Source organism: Microbulbifer sp. TB1203 (genome assembly GCF_030997045.1).
Classification (GTDB): domain Bacteria; phylum Pseudomonadota; class Gammaproteobacteria; order Pseudomonadales; family Cellvibrionaceae; genus Microbulbifer.
Genome location: NZ_CP116899.1, coordinates 1,817,277 through 1,840,070, shown reverse-complemented (window position 1 = coordinate 1,840,070; position 22,794 = coordinate 1,817,277). Strand labels below are relative to the sequence as shown.

General features: G+C 61.2%; 20 protein-coding genes and 1 tRNA gene. 17 read left to right on the top strand and 4 right to left on the bottom strand.

Annotated elements, in window-relative coordinates:
• The first annotated feature begins 60 nt into the window (after positions 1–60).
• The 3 genes from PP263_RS07815 to PP263_RS07805 are packed head-to-tail and all read left to right on the top strand — an operon-like array spanning position 61 to position 3,378.
• The gene (locus tag PP263_RS07815) at positions 61–861 is read left to right on the top strand and encodes a GIN domain-containing protein (RefSeq protein WP_308367834.1); all 801 of its coding nucleotides are present in this window, start codon (positions 61–63) and stop codon (positions 859–861) included.
• A gap of 10 nt (positions 862–871) precedes the next feature.
• Positions 872–2,290 (top strand): YcjX family protein, encoded by a 1,419-nt coding sequence (locus PP263_RS07810; RefSeq protein ID WP_308367833.1) that lies wholly within the window; start codon positions 872–874, stop codon positions 2,288–2,290.
• Positions 2,290–3,378: a TIGR01620 family protein gene (locus tag PP263_RS07805; protein WP_308368582.1), complete on the top strand. Its 1,089-nt coding sequence runs from the start codon at positions 2,290–2,292 to the stop codon at positions 3,376–3,378. Before PP263_RS07810 ends, PP263_RS07805 begins: the two co-directional genes overlap by 1 nt.
• A gap of 146 nt (positions 3,379–3,524) precedes the next feature.
• On the opposite strand, the gene PP263_RS07800 is transcribed toward PP263_RS07805, so the two are convergent.
• Positions 3,525–4,025, bottom strand: coding sequence for a hypothetical protein (locus PP263_RS07800; protein ID WP_308367832.1), 501 nt, complete (start codon positions 4,023–4,025; stop codon positions 3,525–3,527).
• 225 nt (positions 4,026–4,250) lie between these two features.
• Between PP263_RS07800 and gorA the strand changes: the two genes are divergently transcribed.
• On the top strand, positions 4,251–5,606 hold the full coding sequence (gene gorA / locus PP263_RS07795) for a glutathione-disulfide reductase (protein WP_308367831.1): 1,356 nt from the start codon (positions 4,251–4,253) through the stop codon (positions 5,604–5,606).
• 92 nt (positions 5,607–5,698) lie between these two features.
• Here gorA and PP263_RS07790 read toward each other — a convergent pair whose 3' ends face one another.
• Entirely contained in the window at positions 5,699–6,046 is a 348-nt protein-coding gene (locus PP263_RS07790) for an HPF/RaiA family ribosome-associated protein (RefSeq protein WP_308367830.1), read from the bottom strand.
• A gap of 93 nt (positions 6,047–6,139) precedes the next feature.
• Here PP263_RS07790 and PP263_RS07785 point away from each other — a divergent pair, with 93 nt between their 5' ends.
• The gene (locus tag PP263_RS07785; RefSeq protein WP_308367829.1) at positions 6,140–6,415 is read left to right on the top strand and encodes a hypothetical protein; all 276 of its coding nucleotides are present in this window, start codon (positions 6,140–6,142) and stop codon (positions 6,413–6,415) included.
• 115 nt (positions 6,416–6,530) lie between these two features.
• Positions 6,531–7,526 carry a hypothetical protein gene (locus tag PP263_RS07780; RefSeq protein ID WP_308367828.1) on the top strand — a complete coding sequence of 332 codons (996 nt, stop codon included), beginning with the start codon at positions 6,531–6,533 and terminating at the stop codon, positions 7,524–7,526.
• A gap of 52 nt (positions 7,527–7,578) precedes the next feature.
• Here the strand turns inward: PP263_RS07780 and thpR are convergent, their stop codons facing one another.
• Entirely contained in the window at positions 7,579–8,160 is a 582-nt protein-coding gene (gene thpR / locus PP263_RS07775) for an RNA 2',3'-cyclic phosphodiesterase (protein WP_308367827.1), read from the bottom strand.
• 178 nt (positions 8,161–8,338) lie between these two features.
• Between thpR and PP263_RS07770 the strand changes: the two genes are divergently transcribed.
• Both PP263_RS07770 and PP263_RS07765 read left to right on the top strand, forming a co-directional pair.
• The gene (locus PP263_RS07770) at positions 8,339–8,812 is read left to right on the top strand and encodes an Hsp20 family protein (protein ID WP_308367826.1); all 474 of its coding nucleotides are present in this window, start codon (positions 8,339–8,341) and stop codon (positions 8,810–8,812) included.
• A 2-nt stretch (positions 8,813–8,814) separates the two neighbouring features.
• The gene (locus PP263_RS07765; RefSeq protein ID WP_308367825.1) at positions 8,815–9,456 is read left to right on the top strand and encodes a class I SAM-dependent methyltransferase; all 642 of its coding nucleotides are present in this window, start codon (positions 8,815–8,817) and stop codon (positions 9,454–9,456) included.
• Positions 9,457–9,713: 257 nt separating this feature from the next.
• Here PP263_RS07765 and PP263_RS07760 read toward each other — a convergent pair whose 3' ends face one another.
• Positions 9,714–10,700 (bottom strand): helix-turn-helix domain-containing protein, encoded by a 987-nt coding sequence (locus tag PP263_RS07760; protein ID WP_308367824.1) that lies wholly within the window; start codon positions 10,698–10,700, stop codon positions 9,714–9,716.
• 143 nt (positions 10,701–10,843) lie between these two features.
• Between PP263_RS07760 and PP263_RS07755 the strand changes: the two genes are divergently transcribed.
• The 9 genes from PP263_RS07755 (at position 10,844) to clpX (ending at position 22,645) form a co-directional block, all read left to right on the top strand.
• Complete coding sequence (locus tag PP263_RS07755) at positions 10,844–12,700, top strand: beta-ketoacyl synthase (RefSeq protein WP_308367823.1); 1,857 nt, start codon at positions 10,844–10,846, stop codon at positions 12,698–12,700.
• Positions 12,701–12,967: 267 nt separating this feature from the next.
• Positions 12,968–13,549 (top strand): cupin domain-containing protein, encoded by a 582-nt coding sequence (locus tag PP263_RS07750; protein WP_308367821.1) that lies wholly within the window; start codon positions 12,968–12,970, stop codon positions 13,547–13,549.
• 185 nt (positions 13,550–13,734) lie between these two features.
• Positions 13,735–15,885: a fatty acid oxidation complex subunit alpha FadB gene (gene fadB / locus PP263_RS07745; protein WP_308367820.1), complete on the top strand. Its 2,151-nt coding sequence runs from the start codon at positions 13,735–13,737 to the stop codon at positions 15,883–15,885.
• A gap of 121 nt (positions 15,886–16,006) precedes the next feature.
• A complete protein-coding gene (gene fadA / locus PP263_RS07740) occupies positions 16,007–17,182 on the top strand; it encodes an acetyl-CoA C-acyltransferase FadA (protein ID WP_308367818.1) in 1,176 nt (391 codons plus the stop codon).
• Between the two features lie 128 nt (positions 17,183–17,310).
• Entirely contained in the window at positions 17,311–18,642 is a 1,332-nt protein-coding gene (locus PP263_RS07735; protein WP_308367817.1) for a hypothetical protein, read from the top strand.
• Positions 18,643–18,877: 235 nt separating this feature from the next.
• Positions 18,878–18,962, top strand: a tRNA-Leu gene (locus PP263_RS07730).
• Between the two features lie 100 nt (positions 18,963–19,062).
• Positions 19,063–20,376 (top strand): trigger factor, encoded by a 1,314-nt coding sequence (tig, locus tag PP263_RS07725; protein WP_308367816.1) that lies wholly within the window; start codon positions 19,063–19,065, stop codon positions 20,374–20,376.
• A gap of 168 nt (positions 20,377–20,544) precedes the next feature.
• Complete coding sequence (gene clpP, locus PP263_RS07720; protein WP_308367815.1) at positions 20,545–21,186, top strand: ATP-dependent Clp endopeptidase proteolytic subunit ClpP; 642 nt, start codon at positions 20,545–20,547, stop codon at positions 21,184–21,186.
• Between the two features lie 175 nt (positions 21,187–21,361).
• Positions 21,362–22,645 (top strand): ATP-dependent Clp protease ATP-binding subunit ClpX, encoded by a 1,284-nt coding sequence (gene clpX, locus PP263_RS07715; RefSeq protein ID WP_308367814.1) that lies wholly within the window; start codon positions 21,362–21,364, stop codon positions 22,643–22,645.
• Positions 22,646–22,794 lie beyond the last annotated feature (149 nt).

Genomic DNA, 22,794 nt, shown 5'->3' with positions numbered 1-22,794 from the left:
AGGATGACCCGGCGGTTCGTCTATATGGCAGTGTCGGCAACTTCAGATCGAGAGGAATCCATGATCACAAAATCCTACCTGACCGCTCCCCTGGCGGCGCTGTTGCTGCTGGCGGCAACCCTGGCCGGCGGCATCCGCGCGGAAGAGGCCACCAGCAGGCAGTTCCCCCTGTCGGGTTTTACCCGCGTCGTCCTCGAGGGGAGCTCCAGTCTGGAACTGGTGCAGGGAGATGGCTTCGAAGTGATAGCCACCGGCTCTGAGGAGGCCATGCCCCATGTGAAGGCCGAATTGCGCGGCGAGTCCCTGGAACTGTCGGTGGAGCCGGAGCGAAAGTTCTTTTTCGGCGTGATCAGCGTCAGCGATGAGTCGTCCGTTCGCTTTCGCGTCACTCTGCCGGTGGTGGATGCGGTCGTGGTCACCGGTTCCGGGGAGGTCCGTGCGGACACCCTGGAGAGTGAAAACCTGGAGCTGCGGGTCACCGGTTCCGGCACACTGAAAGTGAACAAGGTGGCCGCCGAGTCTCTCTCTGCATCCCTCACCGGCTCCGGCGACCTGCTGCTGGGAACGGTCCTGGCAGTGCGCGGTGAAACCTCTATCAGGGGCTCCGGTGACATGCGCCTGGACAGCTTTGCCGGGGAGACGCTGGCGGCGAATATTACGGGTTCCGGCGACATGGTAGTGGGGGGCCGCGTGGGAGAGCTGGACATCGGCCTGATGGGGTCCGGCGATTTTGTCGGCCGCGGCCTGCAGGCGAAGAGTGCCGGTGGATCGATCATGGGCTCCGGCGATGTGGTGCTGCGACGCCCCGGCAGGGATTCCTTCTCGGTGATGGGCTCCGGCGACGTGGCGTTGGTGGAGTGACCCCCTCCTTATGAGCGACAGCCGTAGTGCGCGCCTGAAAGGCAAAGTACGCCAATGGCGCCGTGAGGCGCGGGAAAAGTCCCACTGGGCCGCCGAGCGGCTGCTCGACCGGCGCGTTTGTATCGGCATCACCGGTCTCAGTGGCGCCGGTAAATCCACCCTGATCACCAGCCTGATCCACCAGTTGAAGCACCCGCATAAGGCCCAACTGCCCGGCTTCGCCCCGGCCCTGAACGGCGACCTGTTGGGTGCGGAGATCAAGCCGGCCTTGGACAGCGGTCAGCCGCCCTTCGAATACGAGCAGTGCCTGCAGGCGCTGCTGGCGCAGCCACCGCGCTGGCCCGAATCCACCCGTGAGCTGTCCGCTCTCGAGCTGCATATCCACCTGCGCCGGCGGCACCGGTTGGGTCGCCCCAGCACTCGGACACTGGTCCTGGAATTGCGCGATTATCCGGGCGAATGGCTGATGGACCTGCCGATGCTGCGATTGGATTACGATGACTGGTGCCGCCAGCAGAGTCATATCATCGGCGCCGACTCCCGCGCCGGAATGGCGCCGCAGCTGGTTTCGCAACTGGCCGGCCTGGCGCCGGAGGCAACCGCAGAGCCGGGCCGGCTCGACGCCTTATGGCGGGACTACCGCCAGTTCCTGCTCGACTGCCGCAGCCAGCGCAAGCTCAGTTATTTGCAGCCGGGACGCGCGCTGCTCGACGGTGAAAATTACGGCGTACTGCCGCTGCTGGATCTGCGCGGCCACAGGCGCGACCAGTTAGAGGCGCTGCCGGCGGAGAGCAACTACCAATACCTGGCGCAGCGCTACCGGGATTATTTGCGCGAGCAGGTGGCCCCCTTTGCGGAGAGCCATTTCCGTCACCTGGATCGGCAACTGGTCCTGGTGGATATGATCGGAACCCTCTATGCCGGCGAGCAGGCACTGGATGATATGCGCCTCGCCTTCGGCCATATCGCCGACACTTTTCGCTACGGCCGCTCCGGCCCTCTGAGCAAACTGTGGCGGCCGCGGGTGGACCGGTTGGTATTCGCCGCCACCAAAGTGGACCAGGTGCTGGCCGCGGACCACGACGCCCTGCGCCAGCTCCTGGGGCAGCAGTTGCAGCAGGCATTCGCCGGCGCCCATCACCGCGGCTTGCCGCTTTTCTGCGAGGCCATCGCTGCAGTGCGCTGTTCCAACGAGAGTCAACGGGAAGGCCGCCGCATGCTGGTGGGACACGATATGGAGGGGCACTACCTGGGGTTCGAAAATGCGGAAATCTTTGCCCATGTGCCCCGCGCCGGAGAGGAGTGGCAGCACTATGCCGGCGCCGCTCCACCGCAGTTGCGCCCGCCGGCGGGGATGGGCGCGGGCCAGGGTATTCCCCATATCCGCGTCGACGCGTTGCTGAATCTGCTGCTGGGAGACAAAGTGTGATGAATGGAGAGACCGGCGGGCGTCGGCGGACGCGCATCGAATCTCTGGATGAACCGGAATCCGTTTCCCCCCAGCGGGCCTCCACCCGGGTGGAGGCCCTGGAGGAAGAGGCAGAGGAGCTGCCGCGCTCCATCACCACCGGCGAGTCCCTGCCGGACCGGGTGTCCTTTTCCGAGCTGCGCCTGCCGGTATTCCGCCTGCGCCTGTGGAAGCCGGCGCTGTTGGCGGCGCTGGGGCTCGCCGGTGGGGCTGTGGGCTGGGAGCTACGCCAACTGTTTACTTGGGCGATGGACAGGCACTGGAGTCTGGGAGTGCTGGCGGGCACGATAATCGCGTTTTTTGGCATCACTATTATCAGTGCGGTGTGGGAATATTTTCGCGCCGGTCGGCCGCTGCGCAAGCTGGAGAAAATCCAGGGGCGAGCCCGGGAATTGCGCGATTGCCGCAGTGCCGGGGAAGTGCCGCCGTTTCGCCGGGAACTGCAGCAGCACTTTGCCGGCGAGCCGCAGGGTGTGTTGTTGAGCCGGGTACTGGACGAGGCGCCGGACTACTACGACAGCAGCGAGTTCCTGCAGCACTTGGAGGTGACTTTCTTTGAGGCGCTGGACCAAGAGGCGCTGCGGCGCATCGTGCGCCACGCAACTACCACCGGCGCCCTGGTGGGTTTGAGCCCCTTTGCCACCATCGATGTACTGGTAGCGTTGCGCCAGTCCCTGCGCATGATCGACGACGTCGCGCAGATCTACGGCGTGCGACCGTCGGTGGTAGTCCGCTGGCGGCTGTTCAAGAAAGTGCTGGCACTGGTTGCCTACAGCGGCGCCAGTGAATATGCGGTGAGCGAGTTGTGGCCGGAACTGGTGGGAGACAGCGTTCTGAGCAGTGTCTCCGCGCGCCTGGGCCAGGGAATGGGCGCCAGCCTGTTTATGGCTCGCATTGGTCTGGCGGCGATCCAGGGCTGTAGGCCGATTCCGTTTTCGGAAAAACAGCGCCCGCGTCTGGGCGCTCTGACCAAACGCATCGCCAGCAGCCTGAAGGAGCGCTTCGTCGGCAGCGGCGCGGCCCTCCAGCCGGAACAAAACAAGCTTTAGGGGTTCAGGCGGTAGATTCGGTAACTAACTCACACCCCGGTACTGTGTTGGAAAAGCCCTGCGAGTCTTGCAGTTTTTTCCCTGCCGTGCGGCCTGGGTGAAGAGATTGGTTACAGAATTTATCGCTTGGACCACCGGGGTACCGTTTACCGGAACTGCTTCTTCATCAGCATGCGCGTATGATGCCGATCCACCAGTTGCGCCAGCGTTTCATAGCGGCGCTTGATAAAGGGCGCGGGGTTGTTGTTTCCTGCGTCATCGGGGTATTCGACACCCTGACGCACATGCTGCAGCTCTTTGGCCAGGGCGTCCATCGCGGTAAATATTTTCCGGCTGATTTCGCTGCTGTAGAAAACGTTGCCCTGCGCGGTGTCGATCAGGTAATCGTCGCATTCCTTGAGCCATGCCGAGCGCTGCTCCAGGAACTGAATGGTATTGCGAATGCCCCCCCGATACGCTGGGTTGAAATTCTCATTGACATACTTGTCCAGGCTTCGCATACCCGAGCCGACAAACTGCTCCACCAGGCTCTCGCAGTATTCCGGGGTGAGGTATGAAGGGTGTGTTTTGGCGTTGCTGATACCGCTGACCATCAGAAGGCAGAGAAACCAGAAAGCTCGCTGGATAGGGAAAGTGAGGGTGTCCATTTCTGTATCGCCTATATTTTGTTGTTTTTCGCTACCAAGCTTATTTTTGTGACAAGCATCACATGAATAGCGAAAGTGTAAGCTGAAGTCAACGACTAAAAGGTAAAAATAGTCATTATTGTACCAATTGCTTTTTGGGAAATCGTTCGTCGCGTTAAATTGGATAGAACGTCGGCAGTTTGCCGGTGTTGTTTGGATACACTGCACGAGTAACGGGAGTTCACCTTGTCGGAATTCGAATTTGATTTATTTGTGATCGGTGCCGGGTCCGGGGGCGTGCGCGCAGCCCGCATGGCAGCAGCGGCGGGCATGCGCGTGGCGGTGGCGGAGGATCGCTATATGGGCGGTACCTGCGTCAATGTGGGCTGTGTGCCGAAGAAACTGTTTGTCTATGCCAGCAGTTACAGCGAGTCCTTCGAGGATTCCGCTGCTTATGGCTGGCGGGGCAAGACCGCCGACTTTGACTGGCCGATCCTCCGCGACAACAACGCAGCGGAAATCACCCGACTCAACGGCATCTATCGCAACCTGCTGGCCAATGCCGGTGTGCTGGTAGTCGACGGCCGCGCCCGTGTTGAAGGTCTCCACCAGGTTGCAGTGGATGATCGGGTGTACACCGCCGAACGCATTCTTGTGGCCACCGGCAGTTGGCCGTATGTGCCGGAGTTTCCCGGTCGCGAGTACGCCATTACCTCCAATGAGATTTTTTCCCTGGAGACATTTCCGCGGCGCATCCTCGTGGTCGGGGGCGGTTATATCGCCGTGGAGTTTGCCGGGATCTTCGCCGGGCTGGGAGCCGAGACCCATCTCTCATACCGGCGCGACCTCTTCCTGCGTGGCTTTGACCGGGATATCCGCGAGTTTGTGCGCGACGAGATTGGCAAGAAGGGTGTGCGGTTGCATTTCAACCACCGCATTGAAGCAATTGAAAAGCAGGATGACGGTAGTCTGCTAGTGCGAGCGGACGGCGGCGGCGCCCTGGCGGTGGACACTGTGCTCTATGCCACCGGCCGTGTGGCGAACACCAGGGGGCTCGGCCTGGAGGCTCTGGGGGTGGTGCTGCATCGGGATGGCACTATCTCAGTGGACGATAACTTCCGCACCAGTGTGCCGTCGATTTACGCCCTCGGTGATGTCACCGGGGAGCCGCAGTTGACGCCTGTGGCGCTGGCCGAGGCGATGGCGCTGGTCAAGCATTTGCAAACTGGCCAGCCGGCGGAGATCGACTACAACCACATTCCCACCGCGGTATTCTGCCAGCCCAATATCGGCACTGTGGGACTCTCCGAAGAGGAGGCCCGCGATTCCGGTATTTCCGTAGTGGTCTACAAGTCCGATTTCAAGCCGATGCGGCATACCGTCAGTGGGCGCGACGAGCGTACGCTGATGAAGCTGGTGGTGGATGCCGACACCGACCGGGTAGTGGGCGTTCATATGGTGGGCCCCGACGCCGGCGAGATTATCCAGGGGATGGCAGTGGCGCTGAAGGCTGGCGCCACCAAGGCAGTCTTCGACCAGACCATCGGCATACACCCGACGGCGGCCGAGGAGTTTGTCACCATGCGCAATCCGGTTGCTTAGCGCCAGTTTGGAGTCTTCAGAAAATCGCTCCCAGGCCAGGTCTCAATAAAAAAGGCGGTGCAGGGCACCGCCTTTTTTGTCCGATGTTCCATCTAGTCGACGACTGGATCCAGGCTCTGATGACGTAGCGTTTTACGGCGTTCGCTGCGCTCTTTCAGGCAGCGTTCGGCGGATTCAAAGGCGCCGTTCACCGCACGGTGAATGGATTCGCTTTCGTTGCTGATGGTGAGGGGGCTACCGCTGAGCGCGAGTTCCACCGAAGCCTTGAACTGCTTTCCTTTGGTTTTGTGTTGGTGGGGGGCTTCGAGAACCACGCGGCTTCGTATGATTTCGCCACAATAACGTTCCAGCTTATGTAACTTCTTCGATACCGTGTTGGCCAGGGTGGGAGACTTGTCGATATCGCGGAACACAATGTTATCGTTGGGCGCAGATTTCATGGGCAATTACCTCCGGTTAAGAGAAACCTTGCAGGCCGCATGTGCGGTTTGCTGAAAAGAAGGTAGGGCGCCCTTGAGGGGGGATGTCCAAGAGTGACAGCAGTTAACCGGATCACCAGGGTCGCAACTAAAGATTTGCTGACTGAACAGCTGGGGATGTTTTACGCCCGGGCCGGAAACCTACTGGATTCAGGAATCCTCTCCCTGTCACCCATAATGCTTGCATGCACAGAAAAATCAAGCGTTGTGATGGTAAAAATGTCACAAAAAGCTGTTGGCGTGCGGCCACAGGCATATGATCTTGCCATTTATCACGTATTGGAGCTTATCTGTCGGATGGTCATTGCCCGCCGGGGGGCTGCTGCGTAGAATTGTCCCCTCGTGTAGCGGGCTTCGCCGGCGAATGGCGATTAGTGACTAAAAAATGACCGCGCGCGCTTTTTGTCTACTGATTCCAAAAAAACCGAGTAACGGGTTCTTTACTATGACGGTAATGCGGTACAGCTCGCTGATACTGGCGGGTCTTGCAATATTTTGGGGGGTGGAAGTCGCGGCGCAGAGCCAGGCATCCCTGTCGGCTGAGAAAAATCGACTGGCACGTATGGAGCAGTCGATGGAAAACCACATGGTGGAAATCGAGGACATCGAAAACGAGCTGGTCTCCTACGAATACAAGCTGAAACGCGCCAAGGAGTCCCTCGCCGATGCCCGCAAGAACTACGAGGAGAGCCGCCGCGAGCTGCAGCAGGCGGAGCGCGATTACCAGCTCAACAAGAGCTCCGACAGTGAGCGCCGGTTCAACAAGGCCAAGCACGGCTTTTCCATGGCGGAGCGCGGAGTGGACAGCCGCAGTCGCCGCGTCGAGTTTATCCAGTCCAACTACGACGATCTGAACGGCCAGCTGAACGTTGCGCGCCAGGCCGTTTCGCGCAGCGAGAGCCGTATCGCCGAGCAGCGGATCAAAGTGGAGCAGATGGTCAATGCCATGCTGGCCAAGGCGGATGCGGAGAAGCGCGCTGCAGCGATGGCCAGGAAAGCCGCTCCTGTCAAGCCTGAAGTCCCGGCCCCCTCGGTGGCCGCGATGAAGGTAGAACCGGAGCCGGAACCGGAAGAAGAGGTGGCCGCGGAACCGCAACGGGAGGTGGACGCGGAGCTGGTGGAATATGTGCGGCGGGAGAAGACCCGTCTGGACAAGCTGTTGGCGGATGGGGATAAGGGCAAGCACACCTTCCGCAGCCTGGAGCTGGAACCCTCTCACGGAGAGTCGCTGTCGTTTGAATTCCTGGGCCACAACCAATACCGCCTGGTTGCACCGGTGAAGGCGGGGCGCCAAGTATACCAGATCAACACCTGGAAGTTCCGCCGCACCATTCCCAGCGACGACGACGGGGAGCGCTATGTGTTTATCTTCGATGGCCGGCGCCTGTCCCGCCCGCGCCTGGTGATGTATCCGGAGTATGTGCTGTCGCACCTGGATTGAGAATCCCGCAGGGCCCGCATTCGCGGGCCTTCTTTTTTGCTGTCGCAAAAATTTACCGACCGCTTTTCAACTGCGTCTCGAATAGGGGTACATACTGGCTGCCTCCCGGTGCCGTGTGGCTTCGGTAGAGGGTGATATTGTCCAGACACAGGGTGAAGTCCAGCGCCAGCGGGTCCAGGCGGGCGAATCCGCGGCGACTGCGCGCCAGGGTGAAATGGGGGCGATACACGGCGCCTTCCGGCGTCATACCCAGGCGCATCATCAGTTGGCGGCACTCCTCGTGCAATCTGTCCAGTTCCGGGTTGGTCAGCAGCTCTGCAGCGAGCAGCGGTGAGCGGCCCTTGGGGAAGGGGTGCAGTGACACTATCCGGGCCTGGCAGGGAGGCAGCTGATCGGCGATCGCCGCCAGTTCCACTTCGATCGTCGGGATCAACTCGTCCGGGGTTTCCCCAAGGAATGCCAGGGTGAGATGGCGGTTTGCATGGCTGGTCCAACGCACCCGCTCGGATCTGCCCAGCTGCCGCCGGCAGCGGTCGACCAGGCCGTCCAGGAAACGCTGGGTGGCAGTATCGGGGCTGATGCCGATAAACAGGCGGGAGCTGGCTGTTTCTCCAGTGTCTTGCCCGAGCCGCATAAATTTTTTCTTCTCCCTTGAAAACGCTTTTACCAGCCATATTTATTGTTACAGGCGGCGGGCTCCAGTGAGGCGCCGCCCAATCAGCGCCCGGTCTGTCTCGCCCGGTCCGTCTATAGACGGGGGCGGGCGAAAGACGGGCGAACTTTAAATATTGCTCTGAATTGAGGATATGACAATGCGTAATTTAGACTTTTCTCCCCTGTACCGCACCGCCATCGGCTTTGATCGCATGGCCAGCCTGCTGGACGCGCTCACTACCAGCGAGCAGAACCAGCCCGCCTATCCGCCCTACAATATCGAGTTGACCGGTGAAGACAGCTATCGGATTACCATGGCGGTAGCCGGCTTTGAGCAGTCCGAGCTGGATATTCAGGTGGAACAGAACCGCTTGGCGGTCACTGGCAAAAAGCCGGCGGAAAACGAGCAGCGCAATTTCCTGCACCGCGGCATCGCCGCGCGCAACTTCGAGCGCCGCTTCCAACTGGCGGACCATGTCAAGGTAACCGATGCCAGCCTGGCCAACGGCTTACTGCATATCGAGCTGGTGCGGGAAATTCCCGAGGCGATGAAGCCGCGCAAGGTCGCCATCAGCGAGAGCAACCTGCTGCAGGCGGACGAGGCGCATAAAGCCGATTCTGAAGCCGCCTGAGTTTGTCGGCTCACTGCCCCCTGTGCCGCCAGACGGCGGCACAGGCCTACTACTGCGATCGATTTCGCAGCTATCACCAGTGCGCCAACTGCGCGCTGGTTTTCGTTTGTCCCGAATACCATCTGAACCCTGCAGAGGAGCGGGCCTACTACGATCTGCACGAAAACTCCCTGGAGGACAGTGGCTATCGCCGTTTCCTCGATCGCTGTGCGCAGCCTCTTCTGGCCGAGCTGCCGCCGGCATCCGAAGGACTGGATTTCGGCTGCGGCCCGGCACCGCTGCTCGCGGAAATGCTGCGTGAAGGCGGACACAGGGTGCACACCTACGATATTTTCTACGCGCCGGATCCACAGGTATTTGTGCGGGAGTATGATTTCATCGCCGCCACTGAAGTGGTGGAGCACCTGGTCGATCCCCGCGGGGAACTGGAACGCCTGTGGTCGCACCTGCGCCCCGGCGGCCTGCTGGCGCTGATGACCAAACTGGTGATTTCCCGGGAACGCTTCGCCAGTTGGCATTACATTCGCGATCCCACCCATATCTGTTTTTTCAGTCGGGAGACTTTTCGCTGGCTGGCGCACCTGTTCGATGCCGGGTTGGAACTCGTGCACCGTGATGTGATTCTTCTGCGAAAAAATAATTAAGGATCGCAGAACGGAGTTCGGCGCTCCGCCCCCATTGTTCAGGGTACGCACAGCACCTTGTAGCCTGCTTGCAGGGCCAGGCCGCGCGTATACAAAGCATCGCTTTGTGCGCGGTTTGGCGACCCGCCATGGATGGCGGGGCCGGGGGCCAGATAGAAAGCATAATAGGTGTAGCGCCAAGGACGGCGAGCGCAGGGCCAGATGCCGACACCGTCCGCCTGCAAGCAGGCTCCTGGCCACAAATTCCGAGTCCCGACTTACGTATTCACCCGAAACAGTTTCGCCCGCACCGTGGTGCGATACTCGCTCGGCGTCGTGGACAGAAACTTCTTGAATAGCGCGGTAAAGTGCCCCATGTCCTGATAGCCCACCTTCTCGGCAATCTCGTTGACCGACAGGTTACTGGACTGGAGCAGTTCCCGGGCCATATCCACCCGCACATTCTGCAGGTATTGCAGCGGTGTCTGCCCGGTGGCCAGTTTGAAGCGGCGGTTGAAGGAGCGCACGCTCATATCGAAGTGGCCGGCCACCTCGCTCAGGCGAACTTCCTCGCTGCAGTGTTCCTTGAGCCAGGTTTGCGCCTGCACTATTTCCTCGTCCGGATGCAGATGCACGGCGCCCTCGGAGTAGGCGATTTCCTCAAAGGGGCGGCGGATCTCGTGGGAGAAGTTGCGTTCCACATGGCTGGCCACCGCCGGCCCGTAGAGCTGGCGGATCAGATGCACGGTGACATCGGCCAGGGCGTTGACGCTGGCGGCGCAGAACAGCTTGTCCGCCTGGGTGATAAAGTATTGGCGCTTCAGCTTTACCTTGGGGTAATCGGCGGCGAAGCGGTCGAAATAGTGCCAGTGGGTTGTGGCCGGTTTGCCATCCAGCAGTCCCGCGGCGGCCATAAAGCAGACTCCGGTGCCCACGGCGGTGATAGCGGCGCCACGCTCCGCCTGGCGCCGCAGCCATTCCAGTAACGGCCCGCTGCGTTTCAGCGCCGGACGCGGGTTGCGCCACAGGGCAGGCAGGTAGACGATATCGCTATCCGGTGCCTCCTCCAGGGCCAGATCCGGCGTCAGGGGGAAGCCGGAGCGAGTCTTTACCGGGGCGCCGTCCAGGCCGACGGTCACAAGGCGGAGCGGCGTGGCGTCGCCGCTCACCCGGCCGCGGCTCTCGGCACCGCGCAGCATTTCCAGCGGCAACACGGTACCGGTTGCCAGCATCTGGTCGATCAGCAGAAAGGTGACTGTACGCATTACATCTCGGGCGCTTCAGCGCTTTTGGCCAGATAATCAATTTTGCTGGCCAGTATGCCCATAACCGGGCCGAATCGCCAGCCCCTACACTGCCCTTCATACGCAATTGGTCAATTTTTCTCAGCGTCACGCTGGAGGTCAGGATGCAGCGGCTACCCGTAATAACCGCATTTGGCGGCTTCAACCCCGCCGGGCGCAGCTCTTTCAACCGCGGCTACCGCCGCCTGGTTCTGGATAGCCTGAGCGCCGCCGAGCGTCGGGACACCCTGTCGGACCTGGCGGCGCTGATGGGCCTGCGCAAGGGCGCCGAGGCGGACGGGCCTCTGGATGCGGAGCTGGAACGGCAGGTGTTGGATGGGACCCTGGTGCGCGAGCTGGAGCAGCGTTTCTACGATTACCGCCACTGCCACTTTCACCAGGCCGCGGAACTGAAGAGTACCGAGGGCTTTACCTTTGAAATGGCCGCCCGCCAGTTGCCGGAACCCCTGCCGGCGGACTGGCAGGTGGAATCCCTCGGCGACGGCCGGGTGCGCGTGCGGGCCGGTGGCCTGTCGGTGATGCTGGACAGCTACCGGGAGATCTCCGTGGCCTCCGCCGGGCAGTTGCCCACCGGCTTCGAGCCGGGAGAGAAGTACAATTCCCGCTTTCATCCCCGGGGATTGCAGTTGGCGATCCTGGGGGCTTCCGATGCGGTTCAATCGCTGGGTATCGACTGGGACAGGGTGGTCGCGGCGGCGGGCCCGGACAGAATTTCCGTGTACGCCAGTTCCGCCATGAGCCAGTTGGACCCCTATGGTAACGGCGGCCTGCTGCAGTCGCGCCTGCGCGGTGGACGCGTCAGTTCCAAACAGCTGGCCCTGGGATTGACCAGTATGCCGGCGGATTTCGTCAACGCCTATGTACTGGGCAGTGTGGGCACCACCGGTGCCGTGGCCGGCGCCTGTGCCACCTATCTCTACAACCTGCGCAGTGCAGTGGAGGATATCCGCTGCGGCCGCTCGCGGGTGGCGGTGGTGGGGGCCGCTGAGGCCCCGCTGGTGCCGGAAGTGGTGGACGGCTATACCACCATGGGTGCGCTGGCCAATACAGACGGCCTGCGCAAGATCTTCGGCGAACAGGTCGATTATCGACGCGCCAGCCGCCCGTTTGGCGAGAACTGCGGTTTTACCCTGGGTGAGGGCACCCAGTGGGTTGTGCTGATGGACGATGAGCTGGCATTGGAGCTGGGCGCGACCATTCACGGAGCGGTGGCCAATGTATTCGTCAATGCCGATGGCACAAAGAAATCCATTTCCGCTCCGGGTCCGGGCAACTATCTCACTGTGGCCCGGGCCATGGCTGAGACCCGGGCCATTGTGGGGGACGAGAGTCTGCGCCGGCGAAGTTTCGTGCAGGCCCACGGTTCCAGCACGCCGCAGAACCGGGTCACCGAGTCGGCGATTTTCGACCGCCTGGCCGGCGCCTTCGGCATAGAGGCGTGGCCGGTATGCGCGGTCAAGGCCTACCTGGGGCACACCGTCGCCGCGGCCAGCGGCGACCAGCTGATTGCCAGCCTCGGGGTTTTCGATCGCGGCATCCTGCCGGGCATCACCACCATTGAGCGGGTGGCCGACGACGTGCACCACAAGCACCTGGATATCGCCCTGCAGCACACTGAGCGGGACCCGGAATCCCTGGATGTGGCTTTCCTCAACTCCAAGGGTTTCGGCGGCAACAACGCCACTGCCAGCGTGCTCGCACCGCACCTGGTGCGGCGTATGCTGGCCAAGCGCCACGGTGAACAGGCGTTGACCGCCCACCGCAAGCGCAATGAAGCGGTGAGCGAACAGGCCGCCGCCTACGATAGGCGCGCCAGCCGCGGCGAACTGAGCGCTATCTATCGTTTCGGCGAGGGACTGGTGGACGAGAGCACCATCGAAATGTCCGCCGAGCGGATCACGCTGCCGGGTCTCCCGGCCGTGGAACTGCCGGACAGCAATCCTTTCGAGGATATGGTGTAAATACACCGGGTCGGAAGGAAAGGTTATTCATCTCCCGGGATACGGGTGGGCGCCCCCTTAGATGCATCCCTGCACTTCCGCTGGATGGCACCCCGCCATCCCTAGCGGTCGTACGCTCGTAATCAGCATCCCTGCCTCATATGGTCCCGGGAGCCTTCCTTCCGTCTAAGTTAGAACGTGGCCACTGAATAGTGGCCATTGGCCGGTAGTTTGCGGCACACTAGCCACTCGACACCCAACCACCGGCCACTAATCAGCATGGCGAACATGGAATCGGTGATCCAGTCACCGGAAGTCAAGGGTAATGACGACGTGGGCGCGCGGCTCAAGGCGGTGCGCAAAATGCACGGCTGGTCCCAGCGCGAGCTGGCCAAACGCGCTGGGGTTACCAACGCCACCATCTCCCTGATCGAGCAGGGGCGAGTCAGCCCCTCGGTGGGTTCCCTGAAAAAAGTGCTCGACGGCATCCCTATGTCCATGGCGGACTTTTTCACCCTGCAGTTCGATGATAACCCCCATATCTTTTTCCGCGCGGACGAAATGCCCAACGTCGGCACCGGTCCCATCCAGTACCGCCTGCTGGGCGCGAGCAATGGCAAGCGCGCCATGTCCATCCTCTACGAAGTCTATCCGCCGGGCCAGGATACCGGGCCAGAGCTGTTGAGCCATGACGGAGAGGAGGGTGGAATCGTGGTGTCCGGGCGATTGGAGGTAACCGTGGGTGCCGAAGTGGCGATGCTCGGCCCGGGCGACGGCTACTATTTCAGCAGTCGCCGGCCGCACCGCTTTCGCAACCCCGGCGACTGCGACTGCATCCTGGTCAGCGCCAATTCACCGCCCAGCGTGTAACGGCCGGGCCATCCGATTTGTAAGAAATAGTATTCAAACAATCGTTTGAATCTGGCTATACTAGGACTTGACTGACTGTAAGGGGGGGATTGCGTCACCGCTTGCGAGTGGGGAAACCCGACAGTCACGAAGGCAATTTTCGACCCCGGGCAGGATTCCGAGCCCCGAAAAAAAGAGGTCAATTCATGTTATTCAATGGCAAGGCACTCTCAGTGCAGATGCTGGACAACGGCATCGCCGAACTCAATTTCGACCTGCAAGGCGAATCCGTCAACAAGTTCAATCGACAGGCGGTTGCGGAGTTCTCCCAGGCGCTGGACGCCATCGAGGCGGCAGACGGCGTCAAAGGTGTACTTCTCACCAGCGGCAAGGATGTGTTTATCGTCGGTGCCGATATCACTGAGTTTGGCGGAGCCTTCTCCGCCGGGCCGGAAGGTATCGCCGAGCTGATGAACAAGAACAATGAAAATATCAATCGCCTGGAAGACCTGCCGGTGCCCAGTGTGGTGGCAATCAACGGCTACGCCCTCGGTGGCGGTTTCGAAGTGTGTCTCGGCTGCGACTTCCGCGTGATGAGCGACCAGGCCAAAGTGGGCCTGCCGGAAGTGAAGTTGGGCCTGCTTCCGGGCTGGGGCGGTACCGTGCGTTTGCCGCGCATCGTCGGCGTGGATGTGGCCGCCGAGTGGATCGCCGCCGGCAAGGAGCAGAAAGCGGACGCGGCGCTCACCGCCAACGCGGTGGATGCGGTGGTGCCCGCGGATAAGCTCAAGGACGCAGCGCTGAAGCTGCTCCAGCGTGCGATCGACGGCAAACTGGATTACCGCGCCGTCCGCGAAATCAAGAAGTCCCCCATCCCGCTGAACGACACCGAAGCGCTGATGGCCTTCTTCACCACCAAGGCATTCGTCGGCGCGCAGGCGGGCAAGAACTATCCCTCGCCGGTGGCGGCGGTGACCTCCATCGAGCAGGGTTACAAAGTCGACCGCGACGAGGCGCTGAAGATAGAGCAGCAGCAGTTTATCCAGTGCGCGCAGACCGATACCGCCAAGTCCCTGGTGGGCTTGTTCCTCAACGACCAGGCGATCGGTAAGGTAGCAAAGGGCTGGGAAAAGAAAGCCGACAAGAGAATCGAGCGCGCCGCGGTGCTGGGTGCGGGCATTATGGGCGGCGGCATCGCCTACCAGTCCGCCTACAAGGGCGTGCCCATCAAGATGAAGGACATCGCCCAGGACGGGATCGACCTGGGGCTGAAGCACGCCAATCAGTTGCTTTCGAAACTGGTGGAGCGCGGGCGCCTGACCGCGGAAAAAATGGGCGAGGTGCTGAACCGCATTGAGCCCACGCTCAGCTACGACGGCTTCGACGATGTCGATGTGGTGGTGGAAGCCGTGGTGGAAAATCCGAAGGTAAAACACTCTGTGTTGAAGGAAGTGGAAGGAAAGGTCACCGAAGATACGGTGATCGCCACCAACACCTCCACTATCTCCATCGACCACCTCGCAGAGCCGCTGGAGCGCCCGGAAAACTTCCTCGGTATGCACTTCTTCAACCCGGTACACAAGATGCCGCTGGTGGAAGTGATCCGCGGCGAGAAAACCTCCGAGAAGGCCATTGCCCGGGTGGTGGCCTATGCCAACAAAATGGGCAAGAAGGCCATCGTGGTGCGGGACTGCCCCGGATTCCTGGTCAACCGCGTGCTCTTCCCATATTTCGCCGGCTTTTCCATGCTGGTGCGCGACGGCGCCGATTTCCAGGAAATCGACAAGGTGATGGAGCGTTGGGGCTGGCCCATGGGCCCCGCTTACCTGATGGATGTGGTCGGTATCGATACCGGCGTGCACGCAGAGAAAGTAATGGCGGAGGGCTTCCCGGATCGCATGGGCAAGTCTTTCACCGCCGCGTCCGACGTGATGTACGAAGCCAAGCGCTACGGCCAGAAAAACGATAAAGGCTTCTACAACTACGAGGAAGACAAGAAGGGCAAGCAGAAGAAGGTGCCTACCGAGGAGTCCTACGATCTGCTCAAGCCCCATGTGTCCGAGCGCCGCGAGTTCGAAAAAGACGAAATTATCGAGCGCATGATGGTGCCCATGGCCACCGAATTGGCGCGCTGCCTGGAAGAGGGCATTGTGGAATCCCCCGCGGAAGCGGATATGGCGCTGATCTACGGCCTGGGCTTCCCGCCCTTCCGCGGCGGCATCTTTGCCTGGCTCGACAATATGGGCCTGAAGACTTTTGTGGAGATCGCCGACAAGTACGCCGACCTGGGAGAGCTGTACAAGCCCACCGAACGCATGCGGGAAATGGCCGCCAAGGGCGAAACCTACTATTCATAACAGAACAATCTTCCTGTAGGAGCGGCGGGGCGGCCATCCGCCGCTGGCCGCGATAGCAGAGAGTCGCGGCCAGCGGCGGATGGCCGCCCCGCCGCTCCTACAGCGATACTGGAGAATTGAAATGAGTTTAAATCCCAGAGATGCCGTAATCGTCGACTATGCCCGCACGGCCATGGGCCGCTCCAAGAACGGTATTTACCGCCATGTACGCGCCGACGACATGTCCGCGGAGCTGCTGAAGAAATTCCTGGAGCGCAACGACAAACTGGACCCCGCGGAGATCGATGACCTGATCTGGGGCTGTGTGATGCAGCGGGACGAGCAGGGCTTCAACGTGGCCCGTTTTATCCTGCTGCGTGCCGGCCTGCCGCACACCGTACCCGCGCAGACGGTCAACCGCCTGTGCGGCTCCTCCATGTCCGCGCTGCATACCGCCGCCGCCAGTATCCGCGCCGGCCTGGGCGATGTCTACGTGGTCGGCGGCGTCGAGCACATGGGGCACCTGAACATGATGGAACACGTGAGCCCCAACCCAATGCTGGGCCGCACTATGGCCAAAGCCGCGGGCTCCATGGGCATGACCGCGGAATACCTGGCGATGATGCACGGTATCCAGCGCCAACAGATGGACGAGTTTGGCGCGCGCTCCCACCAGCGCGCCGCCGCGGCCACCAATGAGGGCAAGTTCAACAAAGAGATCATCGCCATCGAAGGCCACGACGACGACGGCGTGCCCTACCTGGTGGAGAGCGACCAGACTATCCGTCCGGACACCACCGTGGAAAAGCTGGCGGAACTGAAGCCGGCGTTCGACCCCAAGCACGGCCAGGTGACCGCTGGTACCTCCTCGCAGATCACCGACGGCGCCTCGGTGATGCTGGTGATGTCCGCCGAGCGCGCCCAGTCCCTGGGCCTGACGCCCATCGCCCGGGTGCGCGAGATGGCCGTGGCCGGTGTGGATCCGTCGATTATGGGTTACGGCCCGGTGCCTTCCACCCGGAAGGCACTGAAGAGCGCCGGTCTCAGTATCGGGGATATCGACAAGATGGAGCTGAACGAGGCCTTCGCCGCCCAGGCGCTGCCGGTGTTGAAAGACCTGGAGCTGCTCGACCAGATGGACGAGAAGGTGAACCTCTACGGCGGCGCCATCGCCCTGGGTCACCCCTTTGGCTGCTCCGGCGTGCGTATCACCGGTACCCTGCTGTCGGTGATGCAGAACGAGGGCGGGGACCTGGGTGTGTCCACCATGTGCATTGGCCTTGGCCAGGGTATTACCACGATTGTGGAAAGAGTGTAGGCTTTGTCGCGGCCTTTATAGGGCCGCGTGAAAGCCCGGTAGGAGCGGCCGTTGGCCGCGATCAATTGTGGATTGAACCACTCTCGATCGCGGCCAACGGCCGCTCCTACATTTAGTGGAGAGTCGTTTTGTTGCAAGTCGTCGATCACCCATCTCCCGAAACCTGCCTTGACCAACTGCTGGCCGCGCGGGATCAGTCCCCTTTCTCCCTGACGGTGCGCTTTGTGCATTGCCAGTACTACCTGCCCGGTGAGCCGGAACTGCCGCTGCTGACACTCTTCTGGCGCGAGACGGAGGGCGGCCCGGTGTACGCCGCCGTTGGGAAAAAAGCCGAACCGGACGAGGGGGAGGGCGCGCGGCAACTGGCCGAGCGACTGGAACTCCCGGTTTTCGACCTGGATGCGCCGCTGCCGCTGCAGCCGGTATCGGTTCCGAAACCCTGGGGGCGGGAGATCTGGTACAGCGGCATCGAGCAGCGGGGTCAGTCGGGGGTGGGTGAGCCGGGGCGGCTGGTACCGCTGCCCTGGCTGCTGGCGGCGCTGCCGCGGCGTTTCGCCGCCGGCGACGAGCGGGGTATAAACCTGCTCAAGATCCTCGACCCCTTGCCGGATGAGGTCTACGGCGACCTCTATTTCGAGATGCACGAGGAAAAGCGCGAAATCTATATCGTCACCCGGGTGGATCCGCGGGCCTGGCCCGATGGGCGCGGTGCCATTCGCTTTGGGTTCAACCAGCGCAAGCGCCGGGAGATGGGATCCGACGAGGCGTTTCTCGCCGCCTACCGCGAGGCCGTCGCCGAGTACCGGCTGGTGCGGGAGGAGGTGGATCACCGCTTCGATATCCTGCGTGAAGGGGGGGGATACGACGCCAATGAACCGCTGCCGGCGGAGCTGTTGAAGGCGTGGGCGGACCAGCTTCCGCAAGAGCTGCACGGGGAAGAAAAGCGCCTGCGCGCGGCCATGGACAGCTTTACCGCGCTGCGCCCGCTGGAGGTCGGCGATGTGATTTCGGTCCCCACCCATACGCCACACTCGCTGCAGCACGGTGTGCGCACGGTGGAGTTCCAGACCCCGGTGTACGAGCGCAAGATACTCTCCTTTGCGCAGAAGGTGCTGACCCAGGGGCATTGGGATACGGAAGAGGCGCTCGCCAAGGTGCGGCTGGATACGCCGGAACAGGCGCCTTTCCTGGAGCTGGAAAGCGACGGCCACTTTGTGCGCGAGCGCATTGTGGACTTTGCCGACTTTACCGTCGACCGCATCCGCTTCTTTGTTCCCGGCGACTATCACCTGGATGGCGGGGAGAGTTATCGGATCGCCATGGTGGTCGGTGGCGAACTGAAGTTAGGCGGCATTCCAGCAGAGGCGGAGACCGCCTGGCTGCTGGCCTCAGGGGCGGCAATGGACGTGGTTTCGGCTGTAGCGGGAACGGCTCTGCTGGTCGCTGAATCCAAGCGTTGAACTCGATGGCGGCCCCGCCGCCGGTGGCCGCTCGCCCGACAGCCTGATCGGCAAATGTTTCACGAATGCCCCCGACAGCGGGGCCTTCGCATCAGATGTCGGCATTCTTTCCCGGGTCCCTATATATTGAAGCCCCCCACCGCCTGTGGCACAATCTGCTCCCCTCGCCGCCGGGCCCCGGTGTGTATGCGGTAAATTGCATAGATATCAATGAGTTAGCGTCGGGGAAGTTTTTGGGGACGTGGTGGAATTGGTAGACACGCCAGATTTAGGTTCTGGTGCCGCAAGGTGTGGGAGTTCAAGTCTCCCCGTCCCCACCAAAGCGAATTCCGCAGCCCGTGCCGCCTGAGGGTGTAGGCGCGGGCTGTTTGTATTTGGCGCCCCGGCGCAAAAAGCAGAAAGAGTCTCACGAGGATCAACATGCAGGTTTCCATTGAAACAACTTCCGGCCTGGAGCGTCGCTTAACGGTTAATTTGCCGGCGGAAATCGTCGACAAGGAAGTGGACAAGCGCCTCCAGCAGGCGGCCAAAACCGTGCGCATCAACGGCTTTCGCAAAGGCAAAGTGCCGTTGAAAGTGGTACGCCAGAAGTTTGGTGCCGGTGTGCGTCAGGAAGTGCTTGGCGAAGTCATGAGCCGCTCTTTCTACGAAGCGGTGCAGAAAGAACAGGTGAAACCCGCCGGCCAGCCGAGCATCGAGGCCAAACAGACCGCTCCCGGCGAAAACCTGGAATACACCGCTACTTTTGAGGTTTACCCGGAAGTCGAGCTGACCGACCTGGGAACGCTGAAAGTGGAGCGTCCCGCGGCGGAAGTCACCGACAAGGACGTGGACAATATGATCGAAGTGCTGCGCAAGCAGCAATCCGATTGGAAGGAGACCAAACGCAAGGCGCAGAAAGGCGACCGTGTGACCATCGATTTCGTCGGCCGCAAGGACGGCGAGGAGTTCGAGGGCGGCAAGGCGGAAGGCCAAAAGCTGGTGCTCGGTTCCGGCCAGATGATCCCCGGTTTCGAAGACGGCATTCTGGGGATGAAGCCCGGTGAGGAAAAGGATATCGAGGTCACCTTCCCGGAGGATTACCAGGCGGAAAATCTGCGCGGCGCCGAGGTCACTTTCAATATCAAGGTCACTGCGTCCGAAAAACCCGAGCTGCCCGAGCTGAATGAAGAATTCTTCAAATCCTACGGTGTGGAAGAGGGCGGTGAAGAGAAGTTCCGCGAGGAAGTGCGCGGCAACATGCAGCGCGAATTGAAAAACGCGGCGTTGAACAAGGTCAAAACCCAGGTGATGGACCAGCTGTTCGAGAAGCATCAGGTGGAGCTGCCGGCGGCACTAGTGGCCGGCGAAGTGCGCACCCTGCGCAGCCAGATGGTCCAGCAGTTTGGCGGCCAGATCCCTGCGGAAGACGCGGCGAGAATGCTTCCGGATACCATGTTTGAAGAACAGGCCAAGCGTCGCGTGGTGCTCGGCCTGGTGGTTGGCGAGATCGTCAAGCAAAACAAAATCTCGGTGGATGCGGATCGCGTCAAGACCAAGGTCGAGGAGCTGGCCTCCACCTACCAGCAGCCGGAAGAGGTGGTGGAATACTATTACAGCAACCGCGAACTGCTGTCCGGTGTGGAGTCCGTCGTGCTGGAAGACCAGGTGGTGGATTTCGTGTTGGAGGCCGCCGAAGTCAGTGATGTTGAAAGCAACTACGACGATGTGATCAAGCCCCAGCAACAGGGTTGATGCCTGCCGATCGGCGTTCGCAAGGGTGGGCGCCGATCTTTTCCTTCCCCTTCCCCGGCTGGCTTTCTCACGCCTGACCGGTTAAGCTCAGAAAGACCGATTTTTTCAGTTTTGCGCCGCCGGCCCGGCGTTCTCGCCTAATAGCCAAAAAAGGAAGCAACGGTACCTATGGCACGTTTCGAATATCCCCAGTCCTCTATTGATCCGACAGCCACCGGCCTGGTGCCCATGGTGGTGGAGCAGACTGCCAGAGGCGAGCGCTCCTTCGACATTTACTCCCGTCTGTTAAAGGAGCGGGTGATTTTTCTGGTTGGCCAGGTTGAAGACCATATGGCCAATCTGGTGGTCGCGCAGCTCTTGTTCCTCGAGGCGGAAAACCCCGACAAGGACATCCACCTGTATATCAATTCTCCCGGCGGGTCGGTGACCGCCGGCATGTCTATCTACGACACCATGCAGTTTATCAAGCCGGACGTGAGCACCATGTGCATAGGTCAGGCCTGCAGTATGGGTGCCTTCCTACTGGCCTCAGGCGCCAACGGCAAGCGTTATGCGACTCCAAACTCCCGGGTGATGATTCATCAGCCCAGCGGCGGTGCTCAGGGCCAGGCCAGCGATATCCATATCCACGCGCAGGAAATCCTCAAGATCCGCCACCGCCTGAATGAACTGTTGGCGCATCACAGCGGTCGCAGTGTGGAGGAAATAGAGCGGGACACTGAGCGCGACCACTTCCTGGCCGCCGAGGAGGCGAAGGAATACGGCTTGGTGGACGATGTGCTGGCACGCCGCCTGGTTGCCGAAAAATAAGACCGGTTGGTCATTTCTGGTCGACTGAGGTGCCGATTGTCTGATCTGGCATTCGGAACCCCGGGTGCCATCACAAAGGGCTTGAAAAACCCGCCAAAACACAGCATCTTGCTATTGAACAAAGACCGATTGATAGCCGGGCCGCCGGCTGGCTGAGAGACCACGGAGTATTTTGATGACCGACCAGAGCAGCGGAGAAGACAACGGCAAACTGCTGTACTGTTCCTTCTGTGGCAAGAGCCAGCAGGAAGTGCGCAAACTGATTGCGGGCCCGTCTGTGTTTATTTGCGACGAGTGCGTCGAGCTCTGCACCGATATCATTCGCGAAGAAGTGCAGGAGAGCGCCGAGGGCCCCGAGGGGCGCCTGCCCACGCCGAGGGAGATTACCGACATCCTCGACCAGTACGTGATTGGCCAGGAGCGCGCGAAACGGGTGCTGGCAGTGGCGGTGTACAACCACTACAAGCGACTGCGCAGCAAGAGTGGCGTCAAGGGCAAGGAAGAAGTCGAGCTGAGCAAGTCGAATATTCTGCTGGTGGGCCCCACCGGCAGCGGCAAGACCCTGCTGGCGGAAACCCTGGCGCGGCTGCTCAACGTGCCCTTTACCATCGCCGATGCCACCACCCTCACGGAGGCAGGCTACGTCGGCGAGGACGTGGAAAACATTATCCAGAAATTGTTGCAGAAGTGCGATTACGACGTGGAAAAGGCCCAGCAGGGCATTGTCTACATCGATGAGATTGACAAAATCTCGCGCAAGTCCGACAACCCCTCCATCACCCGGGATGTCTCCGGCGAGGGCGTACAGCAGGCGCTGCTCAAGCTGATCGAGGGCACTGTGGCCTCGGTGCCGCCTCAGGGCGGTCGCAAGCACCCGCAGCAGGAGTTCCTGCAGGTGGACACATCCAACATCCTGTTCATCTGTGGCGGCGCTTTCGCGGGGCTGGACAAGGTGATCCGCGACCGTTCGGAGAAGGGTGGTATCGGCTTCAGCGCCGAAGTGAAGTCTAAGGACAGCAAGAGCAACTTCGGCGAGGTACTGCGCGACCTGGAGCCGGAAGACCTGGTGCGCTACGGCTTGATCCCGGAGTTTGTGGGCCGCCTGCCGGTCACCGCCACCCTGGAGGAGCTGGATCGCGTCGCACTGGTGAAGATCCTCACCGAACCTCGCAATGCGCTGACCAAGCAGTACGCCAAACTGTTCGAGATGGAGAGCGTGGAGCTGGATTTCCGCCCCGATGCCCTGGACGCCGTGGCCACCAAGGCCATGGAGCGCAAGACCGGCGCCCGCGGCCTGCGTTCCATTATGGAGTCCGTGCTGTTGGAGACCATGTACGACATCCCGTCCACCGACAACGTGGCCAAGGTGGTGATCGACGAGGCGGTCATCAAAGGGGAATCGGCGCCGCTGCTGGTCTACGAGAACAACGAGTCACAGAAGGTCGCTCCCGAGGAGTAAACCGGCAGGCTGCGAAGAAAAGCCCCGCTAAGGGGCTTTTTTTGTTCGTGCCGACCACCAGATGGCTTGACCGGTCAGATCTTCGGCCCTGCCGTTTTTTATGTCGGCGCAAATTCCCGTTTAGATTAGACTTGTATTCCAGTCGCCGG

Bases quoted from the DNA above. Each gene is read 5' to 3' on its own strand.
- PP263_RS07805 (WP_308368582.1), top strand. From the start codon at position 2,290: ATGAATGGAGAGACCGGCGGGCGTCGGCGGACGCGCATCGAATCTCTG.
- PP263_RS07770 (WP_308367826.1), top strand. From the start codon at position 8,339: ATGCGTAATTTAGACTTTTCTCCCCTGTACCGCACCGCCATCGGCTTT.
- PP263_RS07800 (WP_308367832.1), bottom strand. From the start codon at position 4,025: ATGGACACCCTCACTTTCCCTATCCAGCGAGCTTTCTGGTTTCTCTGC.
- PP263_RS07810 (WP_308367833.1), top strand. From the start codon at position 872: ATGAGCGACAGCCGTAGTGCGCGCCTGAAAGGCAAAGTACGCCAATGG.
- clpP (WP_308367815.1), top strand. From the start codon at position 20,545: ATGGCACGTTTCGAATATCCCCAGTCCTCTATTGATCCGACAGCCACC.
- fadB (WP_308367820.1), top strand. From the start codon at position 13,735: ATGTTATTCAATGGCAAGGCACTCTCAGTGCAGATGCTGGACAACGGC.
- PP263_RS07755 (WP_308367823.1), top strand. From the start codon at position 10,844: ATGCAGCGGCTACCCGTAATAACCGCATTTGGCGGCTTCAACCCCGCC.
- thpR (WP_308367827.1), bottom strand. From the start codon at position 8,160: ATGCGGCTCGGGCAAGACACTGGAGAAACAGCCAGCTCCCGCCTGTTT.
- tig (WP_308367816.1), top strand. From the start codon at position 19,063: ATGCAGGTTTCCATTGAAACAACTTCCGGCCTGGAGCGTCGCTTAACG.
- PP263_RS07750 (WP_308367821.1), top strand. From the start codon at position 12,968: ATGGAATCGGTGATCCAGTCACCGGAAGTCAAGGGTAATGACGACGTG.
- PP263_RS07780 (WP_308367828.1), top strand. From the start codon at position 6,531: ATGACGGTAATGCGGTACAGCTCGCTGATACTGGCGGGTCTTGCAATA.
- PP263_RS07815 (WP_308367834.1), top strand. From the start codon at position 61: ATGATCACAAAATCCTACCTGACCGCTCCCCTGGCGGCGCTGTTGCTG.
- clpX (WP_308367814.1), top strand. From the start codon at position 21,362: ATGACCGACCAGAGCAGCGGAGAAGACAACGGCAAACTGCTGTACTGT.
- PP263_RS07760 (WP_308367824.1), bottom strand. From the start codon at position 10,700: ATGCGTACAGTCACCTTTCTGCTGATCGACCAGATGCTGGCAACCGGT.
- fadA (WP_308367818.1), top strand. From the start codon at position 16,007: ATGAGTTTAAATCCCAGAGATGCCGTAATCGTCGACTATGCCCGCACG.
- PP263_RS07790 (WP_308367830.1), bottom strand. From the start codon at position 6,046: ATGAAATCTGCGCCCAACGATAACATTGTGTTCCGCGATATCGACAAG.